General features: G+C 66.8%; 17 protein-coding genes. 5 read left to right on the plus strand and 12 right to left on the minus strand.

Translation table 11 applies throughout. From position 1 onward, the window contains the following. Positions 1-10: 10 nt before the first annotated feature. The gene (locus CJ014_RS25235; RefSeq protein WP_100083292.1) at positions 11-1,594 is read right to left on the minus strand and encodes a cytochrome ubiquinol oxidase subunit I; all 1,584 of its coding nucleotides are present in this window, start codon (positions 1,592-1,594) and stop codon (positions 11-13) included. Positions 1,595-1,915: 321 nt separating this feature from the next. On the opposite strand from CJ014_RS25235, the gene CJ014_RS25240 reads away from it, so the two are divergent. Continuing rightward, positions 1,916-2,332 (plus strand): Rrf2 family transcriptional regulator, encoded by a 417-nt coding sequence (locus CJ014_RS25240; RefSeq protein WP_165790995.1) that lies wholly within the window; start codon positions 1,916-1,918, stop codon positions 2,330-2,332. 46 nt (positions 2,333-2,378) lie between these two features. Here CJ014_RS25240 and CJ014_RS25245 read toward each other — a convergent pair whose 3' ends face one another. The 6 genes from CJ014_RS25245 to urtA all read right to left on the minus strand — a co-directional run bounded on the left by CJ014_RS25245 (position 2,379) and on the right by urtA (position 8,593). Beyond that, positions 2,379-2,873, minus strand: a complete 495-nt coding sequence (locus CJ014_RS25245; protein WP_100083278.1) for an RrF2 family transcriptional regulator — start codon at positions 2,871-2,873, stop codon at positions 2,379-2,381. A 115-nt stretch (positions 2,874-2,988) separates the two neighbouring features. After that, on the minus strand, positions 2,989-3,684 hold the full coding sequence (urtE, locus tag CJ014_RS25250) for an urea ABC transporter ATP-binding subunit UrtE (RefSeq protein WP_100083279.1): 696 nt from the start codon (positions 3,682-3,684) through the stop codon (positions 2,989-2,991). Positions 3,685-3,698: 14 nt separating this feature from the next. Then, positions 3,699-4,451: an urea ABC transporter ATP-binding protein UrtD gene (urtD, locus tag CJ014_RS25255; RefSeq protein ID WP_100083280.1), complete on the minus strand. Its 753-nt coding sequence runs from the start codon at positions 4,449-4,451 to the stop codon at positions 3,699-3,701. Next, positions 4,448-5,593 carry an urea ABC transporter permease subunit UrtC gene (urtC, locus tag CJ014_RS25260; protein ID WP_100083281.1) on the minus strand — a complete coding sequence of 382 codons (1,146 nt, stop codon included), beginning with the start codon at positions 5,591-5,593 and terminating at the stop codon, positions 4,448-4,450. Before urtC ends, urtD begins: the two co-directional genes overlap by 4 nt. Then, a complete protein-coding gene (gene urtB / locus CJ014_RS25265) occupies positions 5,590-7,206 on the minus strand; it encodes an urea ABC transporter permease subunit UrtB (protein WP_100083282.1) in 1,617 nt (538 codons plus the stop codon). The genes urtC and urtB overlap by 4 nt, the downstream gene beginning before the upstream one ends. 94 nt (positions 7,207-7,300) lie before the next feature. Next, positions 7,301-8,593 (minus strand): urea ABC transporter substrate-binding protein, encoded by a 1,293-nt coding sequence (urtA, locus tag CJ014_RS25270; protein WP_100083283.1) that lies wholly within the window; start codon positions 8,591-8,593, stop codon positions 7,301-7,303. A 272-nt stretch (positions 8,594-8,865) separates the two neighbouring features. Between urtA and CJ014_RS25275 the strand changes: the two genes are divergently transcribed. From CJ014_RS25275 to CJ014_RS25285, 3 genes are all read left to right on the plus strand, one after another. Further along, positions 8,866-12,225, plus strand: coding sequence for a hybrid sensor histidine kinase/response regulator (locus CJ014_RS25275; RefSeq protein ID WP_100083284.1), 3,360 nt, complete (start codon positions 8,866-8,868; stop codon positions 12,223-12,225). Then, positions 12,222-13,088: a response regulator gene (locus tag CJ014_RS25280; protein ID WP_100083285.1), complete on the plus strand. Its 867-nt coding sequence runs from the start codon at positions 12,222-12,224 to the stop codon at positions 13,086-13,088. Before CJ014_RS25275 ends, CJ014_RS25280 begins: the two co-directional genes overlap by 4 nt. A 166-nt stretch (positions 13,089-13,254) precedes the next feature. Then, the gene (locus tag CJ014_RS25285) at positions 13,255-14,634 is read left to right on the plus strand and encodes an O-antigen ligase family protein (protein ID WP_165790996.1); all 1,380 of its coding nucleotides are present in this window, start codon (positions 13,255-13,257) and stop codon (positions 14,632-14,634) included. A gap of 46 nt (positions 14,635-14,680) precedes the next feature. Here the strand turns inward: CJ014_RS25285 and CJ014_RS25290 are convergent, their stop codons facing one another. From CJ014_RS25290 to CJ014_RS25310, 5 genes are all read right to left on the minus strand, one after another. Next, the gene (locus CJ014_RS25290; protein WP_100083287.1) at positions 14,681-15,712 is read right to left on the minus strand and encodes an aldo/keto reductase; all 1,032 of its coding nucleotides are present in this window, start codon (positions 15,710-15,712) and stop codon (positions 14,681-14,683) included. A 244-nt stretch (positions 15,713-15,956) separates the two neighbouring features. Continuing rightward, positions 15,957-19,091: an efflux RND transporter permease subunit gene (locus CJ014_RS25295; protein ID WP_100083288.1), complete on the minus strand. Its 3,135-nt coding sequence runs from the start codon at positions 19,089-19,091 to the stop codon at positions 15,957-15,959. A 127-nt stretch (positions 19,092-19,218) separates the two neighbouring features. After that, entirely contained in the window at positions 19,219-20,496 is a 1,278-nt protein-coding gene (locus tag CJ014_RS25300) for an efflux RND transporter periplasmic adaptor subunit (RefSeq protein WP_245427650.1), read from the minus strand. Beyond that, a complete protein-coding gene (locus tag CJ014_RS25305) occupies positions 20,493-21,980 on the minus strand; it encodes an efflux transporter outer membrane subunit (protein ID WP_100083289.1) in 1,488 nt (495 codons plus the stop codon). Before CJ014_RS25305 ends, CJ014_RS25300 begins: the two co-directional genes overlap by 4 nt. Positions 21,981-22,281: 301 nt before the next feature. After that, on the minus strand, positions 22,282-22,890 hold the full coding sequence (locus CJ014_RS25310) for a TetR/AcrR family transcriptional regulator (RefSeq protein WP_100083290.1): 609 nt from the start codon (positions 22,888-22,890) through the stop codon (positions 22,282-22,284). 203 nt (positions 22,891-23,093) lie between these two features. On the opposite strand from CJ014_RS25310, the gene CJ014_RS25315 reads away from it, so the two are divergent. Continuing rightward, positions 23,094-23,844: UDP-glucose dehydrogenase family protein (locus tag CJ014_RS25315; protein WP_133121877.1), on the plus strand; the 751-nt coding region annotated here is incomplete at its 3' end.

Here is a 23,844-nt window from a genome sequence, read left to right on the forward strand (position 1 = left end):
GGCGGTCTCCTCATTCTGCCGCCGCGACGCGGGCCGATGCCGGCGTCTGGGTCTCGAAATGATAGCGGCCGGTGCCGAGCGAGCTCGGGCCGAGGCGGGCGAACTTGAACATCAGGTAGGCCTCGACCACCAGCAGGCCGGTGTAGAGCACCAGGAAGCCGGTCAGCGAGAAGATCAGATCGGTGGTGGTGAGGCTCGACGTACCGAGGAAGGTCGGCAGCACCTCGCCGATCGCCCAGGGCTGACGGCCGAATTCGGCGACGAACCAGCCGAGCTCGCAGGCGAGCCAGGGCAGCGGAATCGCCCACAGCGCCGCCTTGAGCAACCAGCGGTTCTTCTCGTGGCTGCGCCGGGCGCTGACGTAGAAGGCCGAGGCGAAGATGATCAGCATGACGAAGCCGAAGCCGACCATGAAGCGGAAGGCCCAGAACAGCGGCCAGACCTTGGGGATCGTGCCGTCGGCGGCGGCCTGGATCTGCTCCTCGCTGGCGGTGGCCGGATCCTCGACGAACTGCTTCAGCAGAAGGCCGAAGCCGATATCCTTGGCGTGGGCGTCAAAGACGGCGCGCGTCTCCGGCGTGGTGTCGCCCCCGCGGATCTTCATCATCGCCGCGTAGCCCTCCTGCCCCGACCGGATGCGGGCGAGATGCTCCTCGCGGAGCTGGTTGAGGCCGCGTACCGGCTCATCCAGCGAACGCGTGGCGATCAGGCCGAGCGCGTAGGGAATTTCGATCGCCCCGCGGGTAACCTTCTCCTCCTGCGAGGGGAAGCCGATCAGGTTGAAGGCGGCCGGGGCCGGAGCGGTGTCCCACTCGCCCTCGATGGCGGCGAGCTTGACCTTCTGCACGTCGCCGAGCTCGTAGCCGCTCTCGTCGCCGAGCACGATCACCGACAGGCAGGACGCGAGGCCGAACCCGGCGGCGACGGCAAACGACCGCTTGGCGAACGCGATGTCGCGCCCCTTGAGCAGGTACCAGGAGGAAATGCCGAGCACGAACATCGAGGCGGTGGTGTAGCCGGCGGCGACCGTGTGGACGAACTTCACTTGGGCGACCGGATTGAACAGCACCTCCGAAAAGGAGTGCATTTCCATGCGCATCGTCTCGGGCGAGAACAGCGAGCCGACCGGGTTCTGCATCCAGCCGTTGGCGACCAAGATCCACAGGGCCGACAGGTTGGAGCCGAGCGCCGTCAGGAAGGTGACGGCAAGGTGCTGGCGCCGGCTGAGCTTGTCCCAGCCGAGGAAGAACAGGCCGACGAAGGTCGATTCGAGGAAGAAGGCCATCAGGCCTTCGATGGCCAGCGGTGCGCCGAAGATGTCGCCGACGTAATGCGAATAATAGGACCAGTTGGTTCCGAACTGGAACTCCATGGTCAGGCCGGTGGTGACGCCGAGGGCGAAGTTGATGCCGAACAGCTTGCCCCAGAACTTCGTCATGTCCCGGTAGATTTCCTTGCCGGTCATCACGTAGACGGTTTCCATGATGACCAGTAGCCAGGCCAGCCCCAGCGTCAGCGGCACGAAGATGAAGTGGTACATTGCCGTGGCGGCGAATTGCCAGCGCGACAATTCCACGAATGTCTGATCGAACATGATGGCCGACATCCTCTCAGCGAAGGCAGTCCGCGAACACGTGTGGCGTTCGGACCGCCGCGTTCTTCCTCAAGGGCTCGCCGCGTCGCCGGCAGGCCGGCGGCAGGCGGAACTCGTCGATCCGGAGGACGGACAAGCGGCGTCGGCCGTGCGCTTCCGGCGACGACCACCGACAGCGACGGTATGGACGACCATCATCTTTGCAACCCCCGTGGCCGGCTGCACCGGCGGACCACCGGCAGCTCCCCGCCCGGCAATCGACATGGACAGGACTATCGATATAAAGCTATACAGTCAATATACCTTTGGAGGAAGGTCGCCATGAAAATCAATGCTGTGAGCCACGGCGCCCTTCGCATTCTGATGATCTGCGGCGACGGCGAAGCGGTGACGCTGCCGGAAATGGCCAGCCGGCTCGGCATGCCCGAGGCGCGCGTCACCCGATCCTGCAACGCGCTCGCCCGCGCTGGCCTGCTGGTCGGCCGCCGCGGCCGTGGCGGCGGCTATCGGCTCGGCCGGCCGGCCGCCAGGATTTCGGTGCTGTCGGTGATCGACCTGTTCGAGCCGGAGGACGACATGCGCGTCTGCGGCCGCTCCGATACGAAGGCGTGCCAGAACTGTCCGCTGGCCGGCGCCTGTGCCGAGGCCTACCGGGCGATGCGCGACGAGCTGGCAGCGATCTCCGTCGCCGACATCCTCATTGACCACGCCCGTCCGCAGGCGCCCCTCACCGCTTAGGCGGCGGAGAGAGCGTAAGAAGGAGAGGAAAAATCGAAGGAGACGGTCAGGCGCCGATGACCAGCGGTTCGCTGCCGCAAGCGGCGGCCGGAACCCGGCGCGCCGGCGCCGCGCCGTCGAGCAGCGCCCGGAACTCGGCCTCGTTGCCGGCAACGTCGGCGAGCGTCAGCCGATCGAGCACCTCGAGGAAGGCGTCGGTGGCCCGGCGCAGCACCTGGCTCATCCGGCAGCGATCGACCAGCGGGCAGGTATTGGTTTCCGGATCGAGGCATTCCACCACGGAAAGACCATCCTCGGTGCGACGCACCACCTCGCCGATCGACACCGACGCGGCCGGCCGCTTGAGACGGAAGCCGCCCCGGTTGCCGCGCACCGTCTCGAGATAGCCCCAGGTGCCGAGCTGATGCACGCACTTGACGAGATGCGACTGCGGCAGGTCGAAAGCCTCGGCCACCTCGCGGATCGTGACGAGGCGCGGCGAACGGGCGGCGGCGGCCAGGAGCACGCGCAGCGAATAGTTGGAATAGCTGGTCAGTCGCATACCGCCCTCGGACTTCCCCTTACGTCGGGATGTCCTGCAGGAGATCGCACGCGCCGGGCAGTTTTTCAAGACCGCCCATCCGAGCCGGACCGGACGGCATTTGGCTGACGGCCGATCAGACGGCTATTTTGCCGCGCACCGCCTCTTCGTCCATGCCGTCGCGATCACCCGACATCACCACCTCGCCGCGCTCCATGACCACGAAATCGTCGGCGAGATCCTTGGCGAAATCGAAATATTGCTCGACCAGCACGATGGCCATGTTCCCCTGCCGGCGCAGGAAGGCGATGGCGTGGCCGATATCCTTGATGATCGACGGCTGGATGCCCTCGGTCGGCTCGTCGAGCACGAGAAGGCGCGGCCGCGTCACCAGCGCCCGGCCGATGGCGAGCTGCTGCTGCTGGCCGCCGGAGAGATCGCCGCCGCGCCGGCGCAGCATGTCCTTCAGCACCGGAAACAGATCATAGACCATGTCGGGCACGTAGCGGTCGGCCCGCCTCAGCGTGGCGAACCCCGTCAGAAGGTTCTCTTCCACCGTCAGCAAGGGAAAGATCTCGCGGCCCTGCGGCACGATGGCGACGCCGCGCCGCACCCGCTCGTAAGGCGCAAGGCCGACGAGATCATCGCCGTCGAGGCGGATCGCCCCGCCGGAGATCGGCTGCAGGCCGGCGATCGCCCGCATCAGCGAGGTCTTGCCGACGCCGTTGCGGCCGAGCACCGCCGTGACGCGCCCGGCGGTGGCGGACAGCGACACCTTCCGCAGCGCCTGGGCGGCGCCATAGTGGAGGTCGACGGCTTCGACGTTCAGCATGGGTTTCCGTTCCTTCACCGCCCGAGATAGACCTCGATCACCTTCGGGTTGGCCGACACGGCGTCGAGCGAACCCTCGGCCAGCACCGAGCCCTCGTGCAGCACCGTCACCTTGACGTCGAGGGCGCGGACGAAGGTCATGTCGTGCTCGACCACCACCACCGACTGCGTCCTGGCGATATCCTTGAGCAGGATGGCCGTTTCCGCCGTTTCGGCGTCGGTCATGCCGGCGGCCGGCTCGTCGACCAGGAGAAGCCGCGGCTCCTGGGCGAGCAGCATGCCGATCTCCAGCCACTGCTTCTGGCCGTGCGACAGCCGGGCGGCGAGCAGATCGCGCTTGTCGGAGAGGCGGATGGTGGCGAGCAGCGCGTCGATGCGATCCTGTTCGGCGGCCGAGCGGCGGTGGAACAGCGTGGCGAAGGCGCCGCGCCGGCCCTTCAGCGCCAGCGCGATATTGTCCTCGACGCTGTGGCTCTCGAACACCGTCGGCTTCTGGAACTTGCGGCCGATGCCGAGATTGGCGATCGCCGCCTCGTCGAGGCGGGTGAGATCGACCGAGCCGTCGAACAGCACGTCGCCCGTGTCGGGTCGCGTCTTGCCGGTGATGATGTCCATCATCGTCGTCTTGCCGGCGCCGTTGGGGCCGATGATCGCCCGCATTTCGCCCGGCTCCAGCACCAGCGACAGCCGGTTGATCGCCCGGAAGCCGTCGAAGGATACCGAGACGTCGTCGAGATAAAGGAGCGAGCCTTCCGCCTTGTCGGTCATGCCGCCTCTCCCGCCCGTCGCCCGGAACCATCCATTTCCTTCGCCGGCTTCGTGCGCCGGCTGACCACCCGATCCCACAGGCCGACGATGCCGCGCGGCAGGAACAGCGTCACCACCACGAACAGGGCGCCGAGCGCATAGAGCCAGACTTCCGGCAGCGCACCGGTGAACCAGGTCTTGCCGAAGTTGACGGCCACGGCGCCGATCAGCGGACCGACCAGCGTGCCCCGGCCGCCGACCGCCACCCAGATCACCGCTTCGATGGACGCGGCGGGATCGAACTCGGACGGATTGATGATGCCGACCTGCGGCACGTAGAGCGCGCCGGCGACGCCGGCCATCACGGCCGACAGCGTCCAGACGAACAGCTTGTAGTGCTCGACGCGGTAACCGATGAACCGGGTGCGGCTTTCGGCATCGCGGATAGCCACCAGCACCTTGCCGAGCTTGGAGCGGACCACCGCCGAGGCGACGACGAAGCCGAGCGCCAGCATCAGCGCCGACGCGGCGAACAGCGCGGCGCGGGTGCCCGGCGCCTGGATCGGAAAGCCGACAATGTCCTTGAAGTCGGTGAGGCCGTTGTTGCCGCCGAAGCCCATGTCGTTGCGGAAGAAGGCGAGCAGCAGCGCGTAGGTGAGGGCCTGGGTGATGATCGAGAGATAGACGCCGGTGACCCGGCTGCGGAACGACAGCCAGCCGAACAGCAAGGCAAGCAGGCCCGGCACCAGGATGACCATCAGCAACGCGTACCAGGCCATGTCGAAGCCGTGCCAGAACCAGGGCAGCTCCTTCCAGTTGAGGAACACCATGAAGTCGGGCAGCACCGGATCGGCATAGACGCCGCGCGCACCGATCTGCCGCATCAGATACATGCCCATGGCGTAGCCGCCGAGCGCGAAGAAGGCACCGTGGCCGAGCGACAGGATGCCGCAATAGCCCCAGACGAGATCGACCGACAGCGCCAGCAGCGCGTAGGTGAGATACTTGCCGAAGAGGGTGAGCTGGTAGGTGGAGACGTGGAACGCGCTTCCCTCCGGCACCAGCAGGTTGCCCGCCGGCACCAGCAGGGCGAGCGCCACCAGCAGGCCGACCACGATGCGCCCCCGCCGGTCGAGGCTGTCGATCAGGAAGGAGGTGATCATGCTTCCACCGCCCTGCCCTTCAGGGCGAACAGGCCGCGCGGCCGCTTCTGGATGAACAGGATGATGGCCAGCAGCAGGATGATCTTGCCGAGCACGGCGCCGGCATAGGGCTCCAGCATCTTGTTGGCGACGCCGAGCGTCAGCGCGCCGACCAGCGTGCCCCAGAGATTGCCGACGCCGCCGAACACCACCACCATGAAGCTGTCGATGATGTAGCCGCGCCCGAGGTTGGGCGACACGTTGTCGATCTGGCTGAGCGCCACGCCGGCGAGGCCGGCGATGCCCGAGCCGAGGCCGAAGGTCAGCGCGTCGACCAGCGGCGTGCGGATGCCGACGGCGGCGGCCATCTGGCGGTTCTGAGTCACGGCGCGCATTTCGAGGCCGAGCCGGGTGCGCTTCAGCACGGCGATCAGCGCCAGGAATACGGCGAGCGCGAACAGGATGATCCAGAGGCGCGTCCAGGTAACCTGGATGTCGCCGACGGAGAAGGAGCCCGACATCCACGAGGGATTGCCGACCTCGCGATTGTTGGCGCCATAGAGCGAGCGGACCGCCTGCTGCAGGATCAGCGACACGCCCCAGGTGGCGAGCAGCGTTTCGAGCGGCCGGCCGTAGAGCCAGCGGATGACCGACCGTTCGATCAGGATGCCGGCGAGCGCCGCGGTCAGGAAGGCAACCGGCAGGGCGATCAGCAACGAATAGTCGAACAGGCCCGGCCAGGAGGTCCGGATCACCTCCTGCACGGTGAAGGTGGCATAGGCGCCCAGCATCACCATCTCGCCGTGCGCCATGTTGATGACGCCCATCACGCCGAAGGTGATGGCGAGGCCGATGGCGGCGAGCAGCAGCACCGAGCCGAGCGACAGGCCGTACCAGAGGTTCTGGCCCATATCCCACAGCATCAGCCGGCTTTCGATCGCCGCCGCGGCCTTGCGGGCGGCGTCGCCCACGGCGCCGTCGGCGGAAGTATAGCCGGACAGGAAGCCGAGGGCGTCGCGGCTGCCGAGATCGGCGATGGCGGCGATGGCCGCCACCTTGTCGGATTCCGGCGCATCGGACGCGAGCAGCGCCGTGGCCCGCGCCGCCACCATGGCCGCGCGAATATCGGGGACGGTCTCGACGGCGATCGCCTGCTCGAGGGCGGGAAGCGCGGCGGCGTCCGCCGACTTCATCACCGCCTCCGCCGCCGCCCGGCGTACCGCCGGGTCGGGGCTCATCAGCGTCAACGCGCCCACCGCCGAAGCGATGGCGCGGCGGATGCGGTTGTTGACCTTGATCTTCTCGACCGTCGCCTTGGGCGCCGGCCCGGCGTCGGCGCCGGTTACCGGATCGGTGAGGCGATAGTCCTTGCCGGCCTTGTCGGCGAAAAACACGGCGCCGTCGGCCTTGCGCACCATCAGCTCGCCCTCGCCGAGGCGATCGAGGATGGCCGGCACACGATCGTCGCCGGTCGCGGCCAGATCGGTGATGGCCGTCTCGACCTCGTCGAAGCCGCCGGCGCCAAGGGCGGCGACGCGGGCCGAAAGGTCGGCGTCGGCGATGCGGCCGGCGAGGGCCGGCTGCAAGCCGGCGGCGAGCGCCGCCACGATGGCGAGAAGACGTAAAAAACGCATGGCAAGTCCGTTTCGGTCCGCTTGAGCTTGGCGCTCAAGGCCGTCAGTGCCCGTCCGGGGCCAGGGGCAGCCCCGGACGGAGGGTGCGCGGAGGTCAGGAATTGCCGCCGCACTTGCCCGTGGCGACGTTGAAGTTGCCGCAGGAAAGCGGCTTGCGCCAATCGGAGATCAGATCCTTGGAGCCTTCGAGGTAGTCCGACCATTCGTCGCCGACCACCGGCGCCGTCTCCGAGACGATATCGAACTGGCCATCGTCCTGGATCTCGCCGATCAGCACCGGCTTGGTGATGTGATGGTTCGGCATGATGGTGGCGTAGCCGCCGGAAAGGTTCGGCACGGTGGTGCCGACCAGCGTGTCGATCACCGGGTCGACGTCGGTGGTGCCGGCCGCTTCCACCGCCTTCACCCAGGCGTTGAAGCCGATGTAGGTGGCTTCCATGGGGTCGTTGGTGGTGCGCTTGTCGTTCTTGATGAACTGGTGCCAGCCGTCGATGAAGGCGGCATTGGCCTCGCTGTCGACCGACTGGAAGTAGTTCCAGGCGGCGAGATGGCCGACCAGCGGCTTGGTGTCGATGCCGGCCAGTTCCTCCTCGCCGACCGAGAAGGCGACCACCGGAATATCCTCGGCCTTGATGCCCTGGTTGCCGAGCTCCTTGTAGAAGGGCACGTTGGCATCGCCATTGATGGTCGACACGACGGCGGTCTTCTTGCCGGCCGAGCCGAACTTCTTGATGTCGGCGACGATCGATTGCCAGTCGGAATGGCCGAACGGCGTATAGTTGATCATGATGTCGTCGTCGGCGACGCCCTTGGCCTTCAGATAGGCCTCGAGGATCTTGTTGGTGGTGCGCGGGTAGACGTAGTCGGTGCCGGCCAGCACCCAGCGCTGCACGCCTTCTTCCTTCATCAGATAGTCGACGGCGGGAATGGCCTGCTGGTTGGGGGCGGCGCCGGTGTAGAAGACGTTGCGCTCCGATTCCTCGCCCTCGTACTGGACGGGATAGAACAGGATCGAGTTGAGCTCCTTGAACACCGGCAGCACCGACTTGCGGCTGACCGACGTCCAGCAGCCGAACACCACCGACACCTTGTCCTGCGAGATCAGCTCGCGCGCCTTTTCGGCGAACAGCGGCCAGTTGGAAGCCGGATCGACCACCACCGCCTCGAGCTTCTTGCCGAGCACGCCGCCCTTCTTGTTCTGCTCGTCGATGAGATAGAGCACCGTGTCCTTCAGCGTGGTCTCGGAAATGGCCATGGTGCCCGACAGCGAATGCAGCACGCCTACCTTGATGGTGTCATCGGCGGCGTAGCCGGCCATCGTGGAGGCGAGAAGCGCGCCGAGAACGGCGGCAAGCGTCGTGCGACGCCGATCGAAGATCTGCGACATCTGTGGTTCCCCGTTTTTGTCTGGAGGCCGAGGCCCCTTGCCCCGTCTGGTCCTCGCTCCGACTTTCGGCCAAGCCGGCCGGACACCCTATACGTCGATTGACGTAAGTTCCCGGCAGAACCGGCACGAACCCTGCACGCGGAATGAAATGGACGCGGCCGGCCGGCCGTCGGCCCGGCAGACGGGCGGTGTGATCACGGCTGCGCCGATCCCCTTGCCGGAAAAACGAGCAGCCTGCCGCATATGGGGGCGCGAACAGGAGAACGGGGCGCATGGCGGCGCGGCAGCGCATCATTCCGATCCGGCGCCAGTACAATCGCTGGGTCGCCGACGAGACGCTGGAAGACTACGCGCTGCGCTTCACCGCCAAGTCGGCGCGCCGCTGGTCGCAGGAGCGCGTCGCCCAGACCGCCATCGGCGCCATCTCCTTTCTGGCGCTGGAGGCGATCGGCGGCGCCATCACGCTATCCTACGGCACGGCGAACGCCGTCGCCGCCATCGTCGCGGCCAGCCTCGCCATGCTGGCCGTCGGCTGGCCGATCGCCCGCACCGCTGCCCGCCACGGCGTCGACATCGATCTGCTGACCCGCGGCGCCGGCTTCGGCTACATCGGCTCGACGGTCACCTCGCTCATCTACGCCAGCTTCACCTTCATCCTGTTCGCCATCGAGGCGTCGATCATGTCGACGGCCCTGGAGATGGCGCTCGGCCTGCCGCTCTGGGCCGGCTACATCGTCTCGACGCTCCTGGTGATTCCGCTGGTCACCCACGGCATCGCCTGGATCAGCCGTTTCCAGATCCTGACGCAGCCGGTCTGGATCGTCCTCAACATCCTGCCCTTCGTCTTCATCGCCTTCTCCGACGGCGCCAGCTTTGCCGACTGGGCGGCCTTTCCGGGGCGGGACGGAACCATCGGCGGCGGCTTCCAGCTCGTCGCCTTCGGCGCGGCGAGCGCGGTGATCCTGGCGCTCACCGCCCAGATCGGCGAGCAGGTCGACTTCCTCCGCTTCCTGCCGGCGCGCCTGCCGGGCTCCGGCCGCCGGCGGCGTCTGGCGGTGTTCCTGGCCGGCGCCGGCTGGGTGGTGCTCGGCGTACCCAAGATGATCGCCGGCTCCTTCCTCGCCGTGCTGGCGCTGTCGAGCGGCGTACCGGTCGAGCATGCCGCCGAGCCGGCGCGCATGTATGCCGTCGCCTTCGGCTACGTGCTGCCGGAGGGCGCGTGGCTCTCCCTGCTGACGGCCGTCTTCGTGGTGGTGTCGCAGCTCAAGATCAACGTGATGAACGCCTATGCCGGCTCGCTCGCCTGGTCGAACTTCTTCTCCCGCCTCACCCACAGCCACCCCGGCCGCGTCGTCTGGCTGGTGTTCAACGTCTCCATCGCCCTGTTGCTGATGGAGATCGGCATCTACCAGGCGCTGGAGCAAACGCTCGCGGTATTCGCCATCGTCGCCGTCGCCTGGCTCTCGACCATTTCGGCCGATCTCCTGATCAACAAGCCGCTCGGTCTCAGCCCGCCCGGCATCGAGTTCAAGCGGGCGCATCTTTGGGACGTCAATCCCGTCGGCGTCGGGGCGATGGCGGCGGCGGCGCTGGCCGGCCTGCTCGCCCATGTCGGTCTCGCCGGTCCGGTCGCCGAGGCCTTCGCCCCCTTCGTGGCGCTCGCCGCCGCTTTCCTGGCCGCACCGCTGATCGCCTGGTTCACCGGCGGCCGCTTCTATCTCGCCCGCAAGCCCCGCCGAACCTACGCCCTCGCGCCGGCGCTGACCTGTTCGGTCTGCCAGCACGACTTCGAGGCGGAGGACATGTCCTACTGCCCGGCCTATCAGGCACCGATCTGCTCGCTGTGCTGCTCGCTCGACGCCCGCTGCCATGATCGCTGCAAGCCGAAGGCGCGGCTCGGCGCCCAGGCCCGGACCATCTTCGAGCGCCTGTTTCCGCCGCCGCTCGTTGCCGCCGCCAACACGCGGCTCGGCCGCTACCTCGTCGAACTCGGCCTGTGGGTCGCCCTGTCGGGCCTCATCATGTGGTTCGTCTACCGCCAGGCGGCCGTCGACCATCCGGATGAGGCGGCGCTGATCGGCCGGACGCTCGGCGTGGTGTTCTTCGTCTTTTCGGTGGTGATCGGCATCGTCGTCTGGTTCTTCGTGCTGGCCCGCGATTCGCGCGCCGTCGCCGAGGAGGAGAGCGCTCGCCAGACGCAGGCGCTGTTCCAGGAGATCGCCGCCCACAAGCGGACCGACGCCGAGCTGCAGAAAGCCAAGGAGAAGGCCGAGGCGGCGAGCAACGCCAAGAGCCGCTACGTCGTCGGCCTCAGCCACGAGCTGCGCACCCCGCTCAACGCCGTGCTCGGCTACGCCCAGATCCTCGAGCGCGATCCGGCCATCGCCGGCGGGCGGCGCAATGCCGTCGGGGTGATTCGGCGCTCGGCCGAGCACCTGTCCGGCCTGATCGACGGCCTTTTGGACATCTCCCGCATCGAGGCCGGCCGCTTCCGCATCCGGCTGACCGACGTCCGCGTCCACGACCTCCTCGACCAGATCGAGGGCATGTTCGCCCTGCAGGCGGAGGCCAAGGGGCTTGTTTTTCGCGCCACTCGCGCCGCCGACCTGCCCGCCGTGGTGCGCACCGACGAGAAGCGGCTGCGCCAAGTGCTGGTCAATCTGCTCTCCAACGCCATCAAGTTCACGCAGGACGGCAGCGTGACGCTCGCCGTCGACTACAGAAACCAGGTGGCGCGCTTCACGGTCGCCGATACCGGCGTCGGCATCGCCGAGGACGACCAGGGGCGAGTGTTCGAGCCGTTCGAGCGCGGCCGGCATGCCGCCTCCACCAACGTGCCCGGTCTCGGGCTCGGCCTCACCATCACCCGCCTGCTGGTCGAGACCATGGGCGGCGACATCGCCATGACCTCGGCGCCCGGCGCCGGCACCCGTTTCAATGTGCGCCTGATGCTGGGCGCCGTGGTCGGCGCCGCCGCCGTCGACGGCGACCGGCCGGTGACCGGCTACACGGGGCCGCGCCGCACCATCCTGGTGGTCGACGACAATGCCGAGCACCGCGACATGATGGTGGAGATGCTCGCGCCCCTCGGCTTCACGGTGCTGACGGCGGCCGGCGGCGACGACTGCCTCGTTCGCATGCAGGCGGCGCACCCGGATATCCTGTTCGTCGACATCCGCATGCCCGGCATGAGCGGCTGGCAGCTGGTCAGCCGGCTCAGGACCGACGGCGTCCGGACGCCGATCGTCATGCTGTCGGCCAACATCGGCGACGGCGCCATGCCGGCCAGCGACCTCGGCCACGACGACGTGCTGGCCAAGCCCTTTTCGCTCGCCGATCTGCTCGACCGGCTCGGCCGCCACCTCGGCATCACCTTCCTCGAAGCGGAAGCCGGCGAGGCGGCGACCATCACCCCGCTGCCAGCCGAGCGACCGCCGGCGCTGTCCGCCGCCGACGTCGCGGAACTGAAATCGCTCGCCGCCATCGGCTACGTGCGCGGGCTCGAGAGCAAGCTCGCCGCGCTCGCCGGAACAGAAGCCGATCCGGCCGCCATCGCCGCGCTCGGCGCCCACCTCAGCGCCTTCGACCTCGCCCGCTTCACCGCCACCCTCGAGGATATGACCTCGCCATGACTCCCACCCGCGACACCGTGCTCGTCGTCGACGACAGTCCCGAGACGCTCGGCTTCCTCACCGAGGCCATGGAGGCCGAGGGCGTCACCGTATTGGTGGCCACCTCCGGCCGGCAGGCGCTCGCCATCGCCGGCCGCGTCACGCCGGACGTGGTGCTGATGGACGCGGTGATGCCGGAAATGGATGGCTTCGACGCCTGCCGCTCTCTGAAGGCCATGCCGGCGCTCGCCCACGTGCCGGTGATCTTCATGACCGGCCTCAGCGAGACCGAACACGTCGTGCGCGGTCTCGCCTCCGGCGGCGTCGACTATCTCACCAAGCCGATCGACCTCGACGAGCTCAGGGCGCGCATCCGCGTCCACCTCGCCAATGCCCGCGCCAGCCTCTCGGCGCAGGCGGCGCTCGACGCGGCGGGGCGGCACCTCATAGCGCTGGATCCCGACGGCCGCATCGTCTGGGCCACGCCCCAGGCGAGCCGGCTGATCGACGAACTGGGCATCGCCAAGGCGATCGAAGCGGCGGCGGCGAGCAGCGACGGCCAGCTCGAACTGGCGATACCCGACGCCCTGCCGCTCCTCCTCGCCCCCGTGGGCGCCGCCGGACCGGGCGAACGCCTCTACCGGCTCGCCCGCAGCGAGGCGGACGAAGCCAACCTGTTGAGGTCCCGCTTCAGCCTCACCGCGCGCGAGGCCGAGGTGCTGCTCTGGATCGGCCGCGGCAAGACCAACCGGGACATCGGCGACATCCTCGGTCTGTCGCCCCGCACCGTCAACAAGCACCTCGAGCAGATCTACGCCAAGCTCGGTGTCGAGAATCGTGCCTCGGCGGCGCTGAAGGCGGCCGACGCGCTCCGGGACGGGTGAGCACCGACAGCGCGCGGAACCGGCGACGGAACCAACGATTTCCCTAAGCCGTTGTTTTTGCGAAAACGCTTTCCAACGAAAAGCCAGCAACTTTCGAGATACATCCTCTAGCTCGCGGTCGGCGAAATCGCTAGAGTGCCGCCGTCATTCAGGAGGATCGCCGAGCGTGGCCAATCGTCAGCACAGGGTGCACCGGAGCAGCATGTCCCGCCGGTCGAAAGGCCACGACTATCTCGGATGGGCTTTGGTGGCGACGGCGCTTCTGGCGCCGCTGCCCTTGGGCGGCATTCGCGCCTTCTTCTTCATGTTTTACGCGGTCGTCGTCGCCGTGATGGGCCTGTTCTACGCCCTCGGCCTCTATCGCGGCCAGGTCCGGCCGCGCCTGCCGCTGTCCGCCTTCGCCATACCGGTGATCCTGTTCGGCCTGGTGCTCGTCTGGCTGCTGGTAACGCTGCTGCCGCTCGGCATCGCCGCCGCGCCCGAATGGGCGGCGCTGTCACCGCTGGTCGACGTCGCGGGGCGGATCAGCATCGGCCCGGGTGCGACCTTCGACATGCTGGTCCGCTACCTCACCTACGCGCTGTTCTTCGTGCTGGCGCTGCAGGTGTCCGTCGAGAAGCAGCGGGCGCGGACATTGTTCCGCCTGGTCTACTGGGGCATTGCCGCCCACGCGCTGCTGGCCCTCGCCTCGCTCACCTTTTTCGGCGACGTCCTGCTGTTCCTGCCCAAGGAAGCCTATGTCGGCGATGCCACCGGCGTCTTCGTCAACCGCAACAGCTTTGCCACCTTCGCCGCTTTCGGCGCCGTCATGGGCACGGCCCTGATCTTCGGAGACGACGAAAACGACGTGGCGCGTTCGCGGCTGAGCCGCATTCTGATTCAACTGGGCTTCAACGTGGCGCCGCTTGCCCTGATCGGCCTCGCGCTCGCTTTCTCGCATTCGCGCATGGGCATGTTCGTCGCCGCGCTGGGCGCCGGTGTCGTGGCGCTGGTCGCCGTCTTCAGGTCGACGGGCGTGCGCCGTATCATCGCCGGACTGCTCATCGTCGTCGGCCTGGTGACCGGCGCCGTGCTCGCCAACACCGGCGGCATCCTGTTCGAGCGCATGGCGACGATCGACCGCGACGCCGATGTCCGGCTTGCCGTCTATGAGCAGACGCTCGATCTCATCGCGGCGCGCCCCGTGACCGGCTTCGGCGGCGGCACCTACGAGGATGCCTTCCGGGCGGTCAAGGCCGACCCGATCGGCCCCGACGTGACTTTCGACGCCGCCCACAATCTCTATCTGGAACTGGCCGCCGAGCTCGGCATTCCCGCCGCCATCGCCGTCGTGCTGTCGGTGCTGCTGCTGGCCGGCACCGCGGCCGTTGCCGCGGTGCGTCGCGAAAACTGGATGATCCCGGCCGCCGCCGCCGCGGCCGTGCTGGCCGGAGCCGTTCACTCGCTGGTCGACTTCAGCCTGCAGATTCCGGCCATCGTCCTGATGATGCTGCTGATCCTTGCCCTCGGCTTCGCCCAGAGCCGTCCGATGCAGCAGGCGGGATAAGGCGGGAACGGGCGGCGGGTTCCGCCCGACCGGGTTCCCTGCCCCGTCAGCGGCCGCCCGGCAGTCGGCGGTGACGCTGGGCGATGCCCTGGACACCGTAGGGATAGTCGGGCGGCGTGGGGGCGCTGACGGCCGTCAGCCGTTCCATGGCGTCGTCCGCAAGCCCGAGATCCGCCGCGCGGAGATTGTCGGCCAGTTGCGCCGGCGTACGGGCGCCGAGGATGACCGAGGTGACGGCCGGCCGGGCGGCCACCCAGGCAAGGGCTACCTGGGCCATCGTCGCGCCGTGGCTGTTGGCCATTTCCTCGACGGCGCCGATGATCGCCCAGGTGCGCGCCTCGGCGTTGCGCGGACCATAGGCCTCCATGCCGCGATTGGGATTTTCGCCGAGGCGCGTGGCGCCCGAGGGCAATGCGTCGCGTTTGTATTTGCCAGAGAGCCAGCCGCCGCCGAGCGGCGACCATGGCAGCAGTCCCATGCCGGCGTCGAGGCAGGCGTCGACGATCTCCAGCTCGATATCGCGCACCAGAAGGCTGTATTGCGGTTGCAGCGTTATCGGTCGGCTGTATCCCCTCGCCTTGGCGATCTCCGAGGCCTTGGCGATATGCCAGCCGACATAGTTCGAGAAGCCGTAGTAGGCGATCTTGCCGGCGCTGACCGCGTCGTCGAGGAAGCGCAGCGTCTCCTCGATCGGCGTCAAGGCGTCCCAGGCGTGCATCTGGTAGAGATCGATGCGTTCGACGCCGAGGCGCCGCAACGAGGCGTCGAGGGCGTCGCCGAGATGGCGGCGGGAAAGACCAAGGTCGTTCGGCCCCGGCCCCATGGGAAAGCGTCCCTTGGTGGCGACCACCGCCTGCCTCGCCTCGGTCGGCCGCGCCTTCAGCCAGCGGCCGACGATCTGTTCCGACGCGCCGGCCGAATAGACGTCGGCGGTATCGATGAAATTGCCGCCGGCCGCGAAAAAATCGTCGAGCAGGCGAAACGACGTTGCTTCGTCGGATTCGGCGCCGAACGTCATGGTGCCGAGGCAATGGACCGACACGATGGTGCCGCTCGCGCCGAGCTTGCGATATTCCATGGAGCTCCTCCAGCTTATCCGGCGGGCCGGATACCCTTGGCTTTCAAACGGAAGCGACCTGGCCCGCAGCTAATTATCACACAAATTGCCGTGTCCGGAGCATACCCTTTTGCCTGCCGGTTTCGATCCGGTCGGCAGTGCCGCAAATCGGGTCAGGCATCCCAAGGGCTGGAAGCCTTGCAGTCCTCATGAAAAAGCCCCGCTGGCGGCAGCGGGGCTCTCATGTTTGTCGACGGCGTCCGCCTCAGATCTCGGCCGCCGCCTCGTCCTCGGGCGGCCGATTGCTCCAGCCGAGCCGCTCGCTCGCCCGCATGACCAGGTAGAACAGCAGCGGCACGAAGAACAGGCCGACGGTGGTGGAAGCGATCATGCCGCCCATCACGCCGATACCGATGGCGTTCTGCGCCGCCGAACCGGCGCCGGTTGCGATGGCGAGCGGCGTCACGCCGAGGATGAAGGCGAGCGACGTCATAATGATCGGACGAAGACGGATGCGGGCGGCATGCAGCGCCGCCTCGATCAGCCCCTCGCCCTGCCGCTGCAGGTCGCGGGCGAACTCGACGATCAGGATGGCGTTCTTGGCGGCGAGACCGATCGTCGTAAGCAGGCCCACCTTGAGATAGACGTCGTTGGACTGGCCGAAGAAGTAGCCGGCAAGCAGCGTACCGAGCACCGAGATCGGCACCGACAGCATCACCGCGAACGGGATGGTCCAGCTCTCGTAGAGGGCCGCAAGACACAGGAACACCACCAGGAAGGACACGGCGTAGAGCATGTTGGCCTGGGCGCCGGACAACCGCTCCTGATAGGACAGGCCGATCCAGCCGGTGGTGTATCCCCCGTCCTTATTGGCAACCATGGACTCCATCTCGTTCATCGCCTCGCCGGACGACGCGCCGAAGCCGGCCGAACCCTGGATGTTGATGGCCGACACGCCATTGAAGCGAGAGAGTTTCGGCGGACCGAACGACCAACTGGTCTCCAAGAACGAGGAAAACGGCACCATCTCGCCCGATCCGTTGCGGGCGTACCAGCGATTGAAGTCGTTGGGCGTCATGCGGAAAGGAGCGTCGCCCTGGAGATAGACCGGCTTGATCTCGCCGCGGTCGATGAAGTCGTTGACGTAGGAACCGGCCCAGGCGGTGGTTATGATCGAGTTGATGTCGGCCAGGCTGATGCCGAGCGCCGTCGCCTTCTCCTGATTGATGTTGACGTGCAACTGCATCTGGTTGGCCTGGGCGTTCTCGCGCACCGCCATCAGCTTGGGATTCTGATTCGCCTCCGCCAGGATCTGGTCACGCACCGCTTCCAGAGCGGCGCGGCCGTTGCCGGCGTTGTCCTGCAGATACATGTCGAAGCCACCGGAGATGCCGAGGCCCGGCATGGCCGGCGGCAGCAACGTGAAGATCATCGCGTCCTTGATCTGCGACATCGCCCCCAGGGCGCGGCCGACCACCGCCTGCGCCGACAGCCGGGGATCGGTGCGATCCTTGAAGTCCTTCAGCCGGATGAAGGCGAGGCCGGCGTTCTGGCCGGAACCGGCGAACGAGAAGCCGGTGATCCCCATGACGCTTTCGACCGCCTCCGGCTCGTTCTTCAGGAAGTAGTCGGTCATCTCGTCGGTGACCTGCTTGGTGCGCTCCATGGTGGCGCCGGAGGGCAGCTGGATCATGGCGAGCAACACGCCCTGGTCCTCCTCCGGGATGAACGAGCTCGGCAGCTTGTCGAACATGAACGCCGCGCCGCCGACCAAAGCCAGGAACACCACCAGCATGCGCACCGGCCGTCCGATAATGCCGCGGACCGTCCGCTGGAACATCGACGAGGAATCGTCGAAGCGGCGGTTGAACCAGCCGAAGAAGCCGCGATGACCGCCGTGGCTCGGCTTCAGCATGGTGGCGCAGAGAGCCGGCGTCAGCACCAGGGCCACGATGACCGACAGCACCATGGCCGACACGATGGTCACCGAGAACTGCCGGTAGATGATGCCGGTCGAGCCGGCCATGAAGGCCATCGGAACGAACACGGCGGACAGCACCAGCGCGATGCCGATCAGGGCGCTGGTAATCTCGCGCATCGATTTCTGCGTCGCCGCCTTGGGATGCAGCTTCTCCTCGGTCATGATGCGCTCGACGTTTTCGACCACGACGATGGCGTCGTCGACCAATAGGCCGATGGCCAGCACCATGGCGAACATGGTCAGCGTATTGATCGAATAGCCCATCACGGCGAGTACGCCGAATGTGCCCAGCAGCACCACCGGCACGGCGATGACCGGGATCAGCGTCGCCCGGAAATTCTGCAGGAACAGGTACATGACCAGGAAGACGAGCACGACCGCTTCGATCAGCGTCTCGACCACCTTTTCGATGGAGAGCTGGACGAAGGGCGTGGTGTCGTAGGCGTAGACATATTCGACGTTCTGCGGCAGCGACGGCTTCAGCCGGTCGAGCGCGGCACGCACATTCTCGGCGGTCTGGAGCGCATTGGCGCCGGAGGCGAGGTTGACGCCGAAGCCGGCGGCGGGATTTCCGTTGTAGTAGGCGTCGGCGGCATAGCTCTCGGAGCCGATTTCGACCCGCGCCACGTCACCGAGCCGGACGATCGATCCGTCCTGCTGCGTTTTCAGGATGATATTGCGGAACTGCTCGGGCGTCTGCAACTGGCTCTGGGCGGTGATGGTGGCATTGAGCTGGGCGCCTTCCGCCGATGGGCGACCGCCGATCTGGCCAGCCGACACCTGCATGTTCTGCGCCTGAACGGCGCCCGATACGTCGCTCGGGGTCAGCGTGAACTTGTTGAGCTTGTCCGGATCGAGCCAGATGCGCATGGCATAGCCGCTGCCGAAGGTCATCAGGTCGCCGACGCCATCGACACGGCGGAGCTGATCCTCGATGCGGGTCGAGACGACGTCGGCAAGATCGGTGCCGGTGAGCTTGCCGTCGGTGGACACGAGGCCGACCGCCATCAGGAACGAACTGGTCGACTTGGTGACCGTGATGCCCTGGTCGATCACCGCGTCGGGCAGCAGCGATTCGACCAGTTGCAGCTTGTTCTGCGTCTGCATCTGGGCGATGTCGGCATCGGCCCGGTTATTGAAGGTCAGCGTGATCGACGACGAACCGTCGGAAGTCGACGACGATTCCATGTACTCGAGGTTATCGAGACCGTTCATGTTCTGCTCGATGACCTTGGTCACGGCATTTTCGACGGTCTCGGCGCTGGCGCCGGGATAGGAGGCGGAAATACGCACCGTCGGCGGGGCGATTTCCGGATATTGCGAGATCGACAGCGTCGATATGGCAAGGATGCCCGCCAGCATGATGGTGATGGCGATCACCCAGGCGAAGACGGGACGATTGATGAAGAATTGAGCCATACCTTGCCTCGACGAGGTCGGTCCGCCGGTTCGGGGCGAATCCGGAAGCGAAAATCGTGCGGCGCAAACGCATGCACCGTTGGTCAGGTCGGAGCGGCATGCGCCGCTGCCCGGCCCTTCGAATTGATCAGGGCGTCGTGTTGGCCGGCGCGGCGGCGGCCGCCTTCGGCTTGACGAGGCCATTGGCGCCGAGCTCCACCTCGGAGGACTTCACCTCCATGCCGGGCCGGATCTTCTGCACGCCTTCGACGATCAGCCGGTCGCCATCGGCGACGTCCTTCTCCACCACCCAATCGAACCCGTAAGCGCGATCGGCGTTCAAGACGCGCGCCTCGACCTTGTTGTCGGGCGTGAGGAAATAGGCGGTCGCCTGGCCGGTCACGGTACGGGTCACCGCCCGCTGCGGCAGCAGGAAAACATTGTCCTCGGTACCGATCTCGACGGCGGCGCGCATGTACATGCCCGGCAAAAGCAGCATCTTCGAATTGGCGAAGCTCGAGCGGAGGGTCACCGTGTCGGTGGTCTCGTCGACATTGGCCTCCGTCGAGATGATGTGGCCAACCTCCTCGTAAACCGTGTTGTCGTCGAGCTTGAGCGTGACCCGCGGGCCTTCCTTGCCGGCCGTCACGCCATCGCGCTCGATGGCCTGCCGCATGCGGCTCATGCTGGTGCTGGAGGCGCTGAGATCGACATAGATCGGATCGATCTGGCGGATGGTGGCGAGCGCCGTCGCCTGCCCGGCGGTGACCAGCGCGCCTTCGGTCACCGAGGAACGGCCGATCAGGCCGGAGATCGGCGCCTTCACCTCGGTGTATCCCAGATTGATCTCCGCGGTGCGAACCGCCGACGCGGCGGACGCAACGGCGGCCTTGGCCTGCAGCAGCGCCGAACGCGCCTCGTCGATGTCCTGCTTGGAGACGCCGTTGACGTTGGCGAGCTCCTGATAGCGGTCGAACTTCGCCTGGGCGCTCGGCACGCTCGCCTCGTATCGCTCGAGATCGGCCTTGGCGGCATCGAGCGTCGCCTGGTAGGACCTGGCGTCGATCCGGTAGAGAACGTCGCCGGCATTCACCCGCGACCCTTCCTCGAACACCCGTTTTTCGATGATGCCGCCGACCTGCGGCCGGATTTCCGCCACCGCCGATGCCGCGGTACGGCCAGCCACCTCCTCGACGATCGGCGCCGAGGTGGGATGAACGACGATGAAGCCGACCTCGGGCGCCGGCATCTGCATGCCGGCGGGCGTTCCGCCGCCGGCCGCGCCGGCAGATGCGCCGTCGCTCTTGGCGCCGAGCATGTCGCCGGCCTTGTGCAGGACCGCGCCCACCTGTTCGCAGCCGGAGACCAGCGGCAACGCGACGGCGAGCAGCAACACGCCGCCAGCCAGCTTCTTGAGGTTCGTCACTTCTTATCTCCGGATACGGACGGCATCGTTTTTTGAGGATCGGTGTTGGCGAGCGCGACAAAGTTTTCCGGCCGGTTCCACCAACCGCCGCCCAGGGCCTCGAACAGCGCCACCGCGTCGAGATAGCGCGACGCTTCCGCCGAGGCCCGGGAAAGCCGCGCCGACTGATAGGTGGACTGCGCCGAAAGCACGTCGGTGTAGGAAACGGTGCCGGCCTTGAACAGCGTCTGCGTCAGATCGAGGCTTTCTTTTGCCGCCTTCTCCGCGGCGAGGTAACCGGCGAGCGCCTGCCGGTCGTGCTGCAACGCACGCAGCGCGTTGGCGACGTCCTTGAACGCCGCGAGCACCGTCGAGCGATAGTTGGCGAATGCCGCCTCGTAGGCCGCTTCGGCTGCTCGCTTGTTGTGAACCAGCGTGCCGCCCCTGAAAATGGGCTGGGCGAGACCGGCGGCGATGCTCCAGCCGGTCGTGCTCGAGGCGAACAGATCGCCGAGCTCGGCGGCCGATGTCGGCAGCGAGGCGGAAAGGGTTATCTGCGGCAGCATGTCGGCGGTTGCGACGCCGATTTCCGCCGAGGCGCGATGGAGCTGCGCTTCCGCCGCCCGTATATCCGGCCGCTGTACGACCAGAGCCGACGGCACGCTGAGCGGCAATGCATGCGGCAAGCCCAGGCCGGCGATGCGGAATCTGCGCGACGCATACTGATTCGGGAAGTCGCCGATCAGCGCGGCGATGGTGTTTTGTTGCAGCGCCAGCGCCTTTTGCAGCGCCGGCAGCGACGCCTGCGCCTGGGCAAGGGCCGCCTGCTGCTGCAAGACGTTGGCCCGGGCCGCCGTGCCGACGCTCACCTGGTTGTTGAGGACGTTGAGCAATTCCCTGTAGGAAGCGATCACCTCCTGCGAAGCGGCAATCTGCTCCCGGTAGGACGCTTCCTGGATGACCGCCTGCGCCAGACTGGAGGTCACCGTCAGATAGGTCGCCTCGGCGGTGAAGGCCTGGGCCTCGGCCGACGCCCTTGCCGCCTCCACCGACCTGCGGGTGCCGCCGAAAATATCCAGCGGATAGGATAGCGACGGCGTCACGCTGTAAAGCGTGTAGATGCCGACGTTGGTGGAGCCGGTCGAATCGGTGCGCGTGGCGCTGCTCGACAGCGACAGGCTGGGGAACAGGCTGCCGCCCTCGGCAAGCGCCGTCTCGTTGGCCTGCTTCAAGGTCGCCCGCGCCGCATCGATGTCGGGATTGTTCTCGATCGCCCGCTTCATCAGCGCGTCGAGATCCTTGTTGCGGAACAGCTCCCACCAGCGCCCCGGCACGTCGGCGCCATAGGCGAGCTTGGTGCCCGTCGTCCGGCCGGCGGTGGCGTCGCCCGAACCGAGATAACCCGCGTCCGGATCCAGAACAGGCCGCTCGAAGTCGGGCCCGACCGCGCAGCCGGCGAGCACTGTCACCGACAGGAGAAGAGAAACAAGCCGAGCCGGCGTCATTAATGCCCCCACCCCAAAAGACCGAATACCCGACGGGATATGCACTTGAACGGTCAAAGCACAACCAAAAGACGATCACATGACCGATCGCCTGACCCGCAGGGCCGAAAAACTCCGACCGATTGGTGATGACGACCAAAAGCCGTGATTGCATGCGGAGTTGAAGAAGACGTTCGACAGACCCCAAAGTCAATCCGCAGGCGAGACCAGAACGACAATGTGAACAAATGAACGAACCCGGCCTTGCGCGCCGACCCTGCCGAGTCAGCGAAAAGTACCATATTCAGCAAATTATCACTTTTCAAGCGCGCAGGCTGAGGCCTCGGATCACGAAATCGATGAGATGGTCACACTTCTGCGTCATCTCCTCGACGGTGAACAGACTGCGGCCGCGAAACACGGCGGCCGGATCAAGGATGGTAACGAGGCAGTCGCAGACGGCGGCAGCGGTGACGGTAACGTCGCAGGGAGCAAATTCCCCGTCGGCGACCCCGTCGTCGATCAGTTGGCCCAGCCGTTGCAGCAGCCGGTGAAAGAAGGCGAGCGCGCTCGGCGGGGGCGTGGAATCGAGGCCGATCATGATCGCCAGGCGAGCCGGCATCCTGCCGCGCGCAAGATGCGTTTCGAGAATGAGATGCGCCATCGCCCGGAGCCGAAGCGACGCCGAGGGGATGTGCGCGGTCGTTTCGATGGCGGCATCGATCTCCATCACCCAGCGCAGCGCCACAGCGTCGATCAGGCCGGCCTTGTTGCCGAAATTCTTGAAGATATTGGCCGGCGACATGCCGAGCGCCTTGGCGATCGAGCCGATCGTCATATCGGAATAGCCCACCGCCTGGAGCTGGCGCTCCGCCTCGTCGAGAATTTCTTCGCGCGTATCGGCGCTCTTGTGCCAGGACCGTCTTGTCATGATCGTTTTGTCTACAGCTTTCGCCCCGCTTCGACCATCGGCGTTTGGTCAGGTAAAGCGCCCCTGCCGGGAAGGGTGATTTCCGCAAAGTCCCTCGACAATGGCCGCCCGCCATGAAATGACGACGCCAATACCGATTGGATTTGAGCCGCGTCAAGACCGGGCGAAAGGCCTCGGTGACGCGCTGTTTCAGGGAGCTCACCATGAAGATCGTGATGATAGGATCCGGCTACGTTGGTTTGGTATCTGGGACATGCTTTGCCGACTTCGGCCATGACGTGGTGTGCATGGACAAGGCGGTGGAGAAGATCGCGGCGCTGGAGCGCGGCGAGATCCCCATCTACGAGCCCGGTCTCGAGGCGCTGGTCGACGGCAACGTCAAGGCCGGCCGGCTGACGTTCTCCACCGAGCTCGCCGGCCCGGTGGCCGAGGCCGACGTGGTGTTCATCGCCGTCGGCACGCCGTCCAGGCGCGGCGACGGCCATGCCGACCTCTCCTACGTCTACGCCGCGGCCCGCGAGATCGCCGCCGCCGTGACCGGCTTCACCGTGGTGGTCACCAAGTCGACCGTGCCGGTCGGCACCGGCGACGAGGTCGAGCGCATCATCCGCGAGACCAACCCGGCCGCCGACGTCGCCGTCGTCTCCAACCCCGAGTTCCTGCGCGAGGGCGCCGCCATCGACGACTTCAAGCGGCCCGACCGCATCGTCATCGGCTACGAGGACGAACGGGCCCGCGAGGTGATGACCGAGGTCTACCGGCCGCTCTATCTCAACCAGGCGCCGCTGCTGTTCACCAAGCGCCGCACCTCCGAACTGATCAAGTACGCCGGCAACGCCTTCCTGGCCATGAAGATCACCTTCATCAACGAGATCGCCGACCTCTGCGAGAAGGTGGGCGCCGACGTGCAGCAGGTGGCGCGCGGCATCGGCCTCGACGGCCGCATCGGCGCCA

Source organism: Pleomorphomonas carboxyditropha, assembly GCF_002770725.1.
GTDB lineage: Bacteria > Pseudomonadota > Alphaproteobacteria > Rhizobiales > Pleomorphomonadaceae > Pleomorphomonas > Pleomorphomonas carboxyditropha.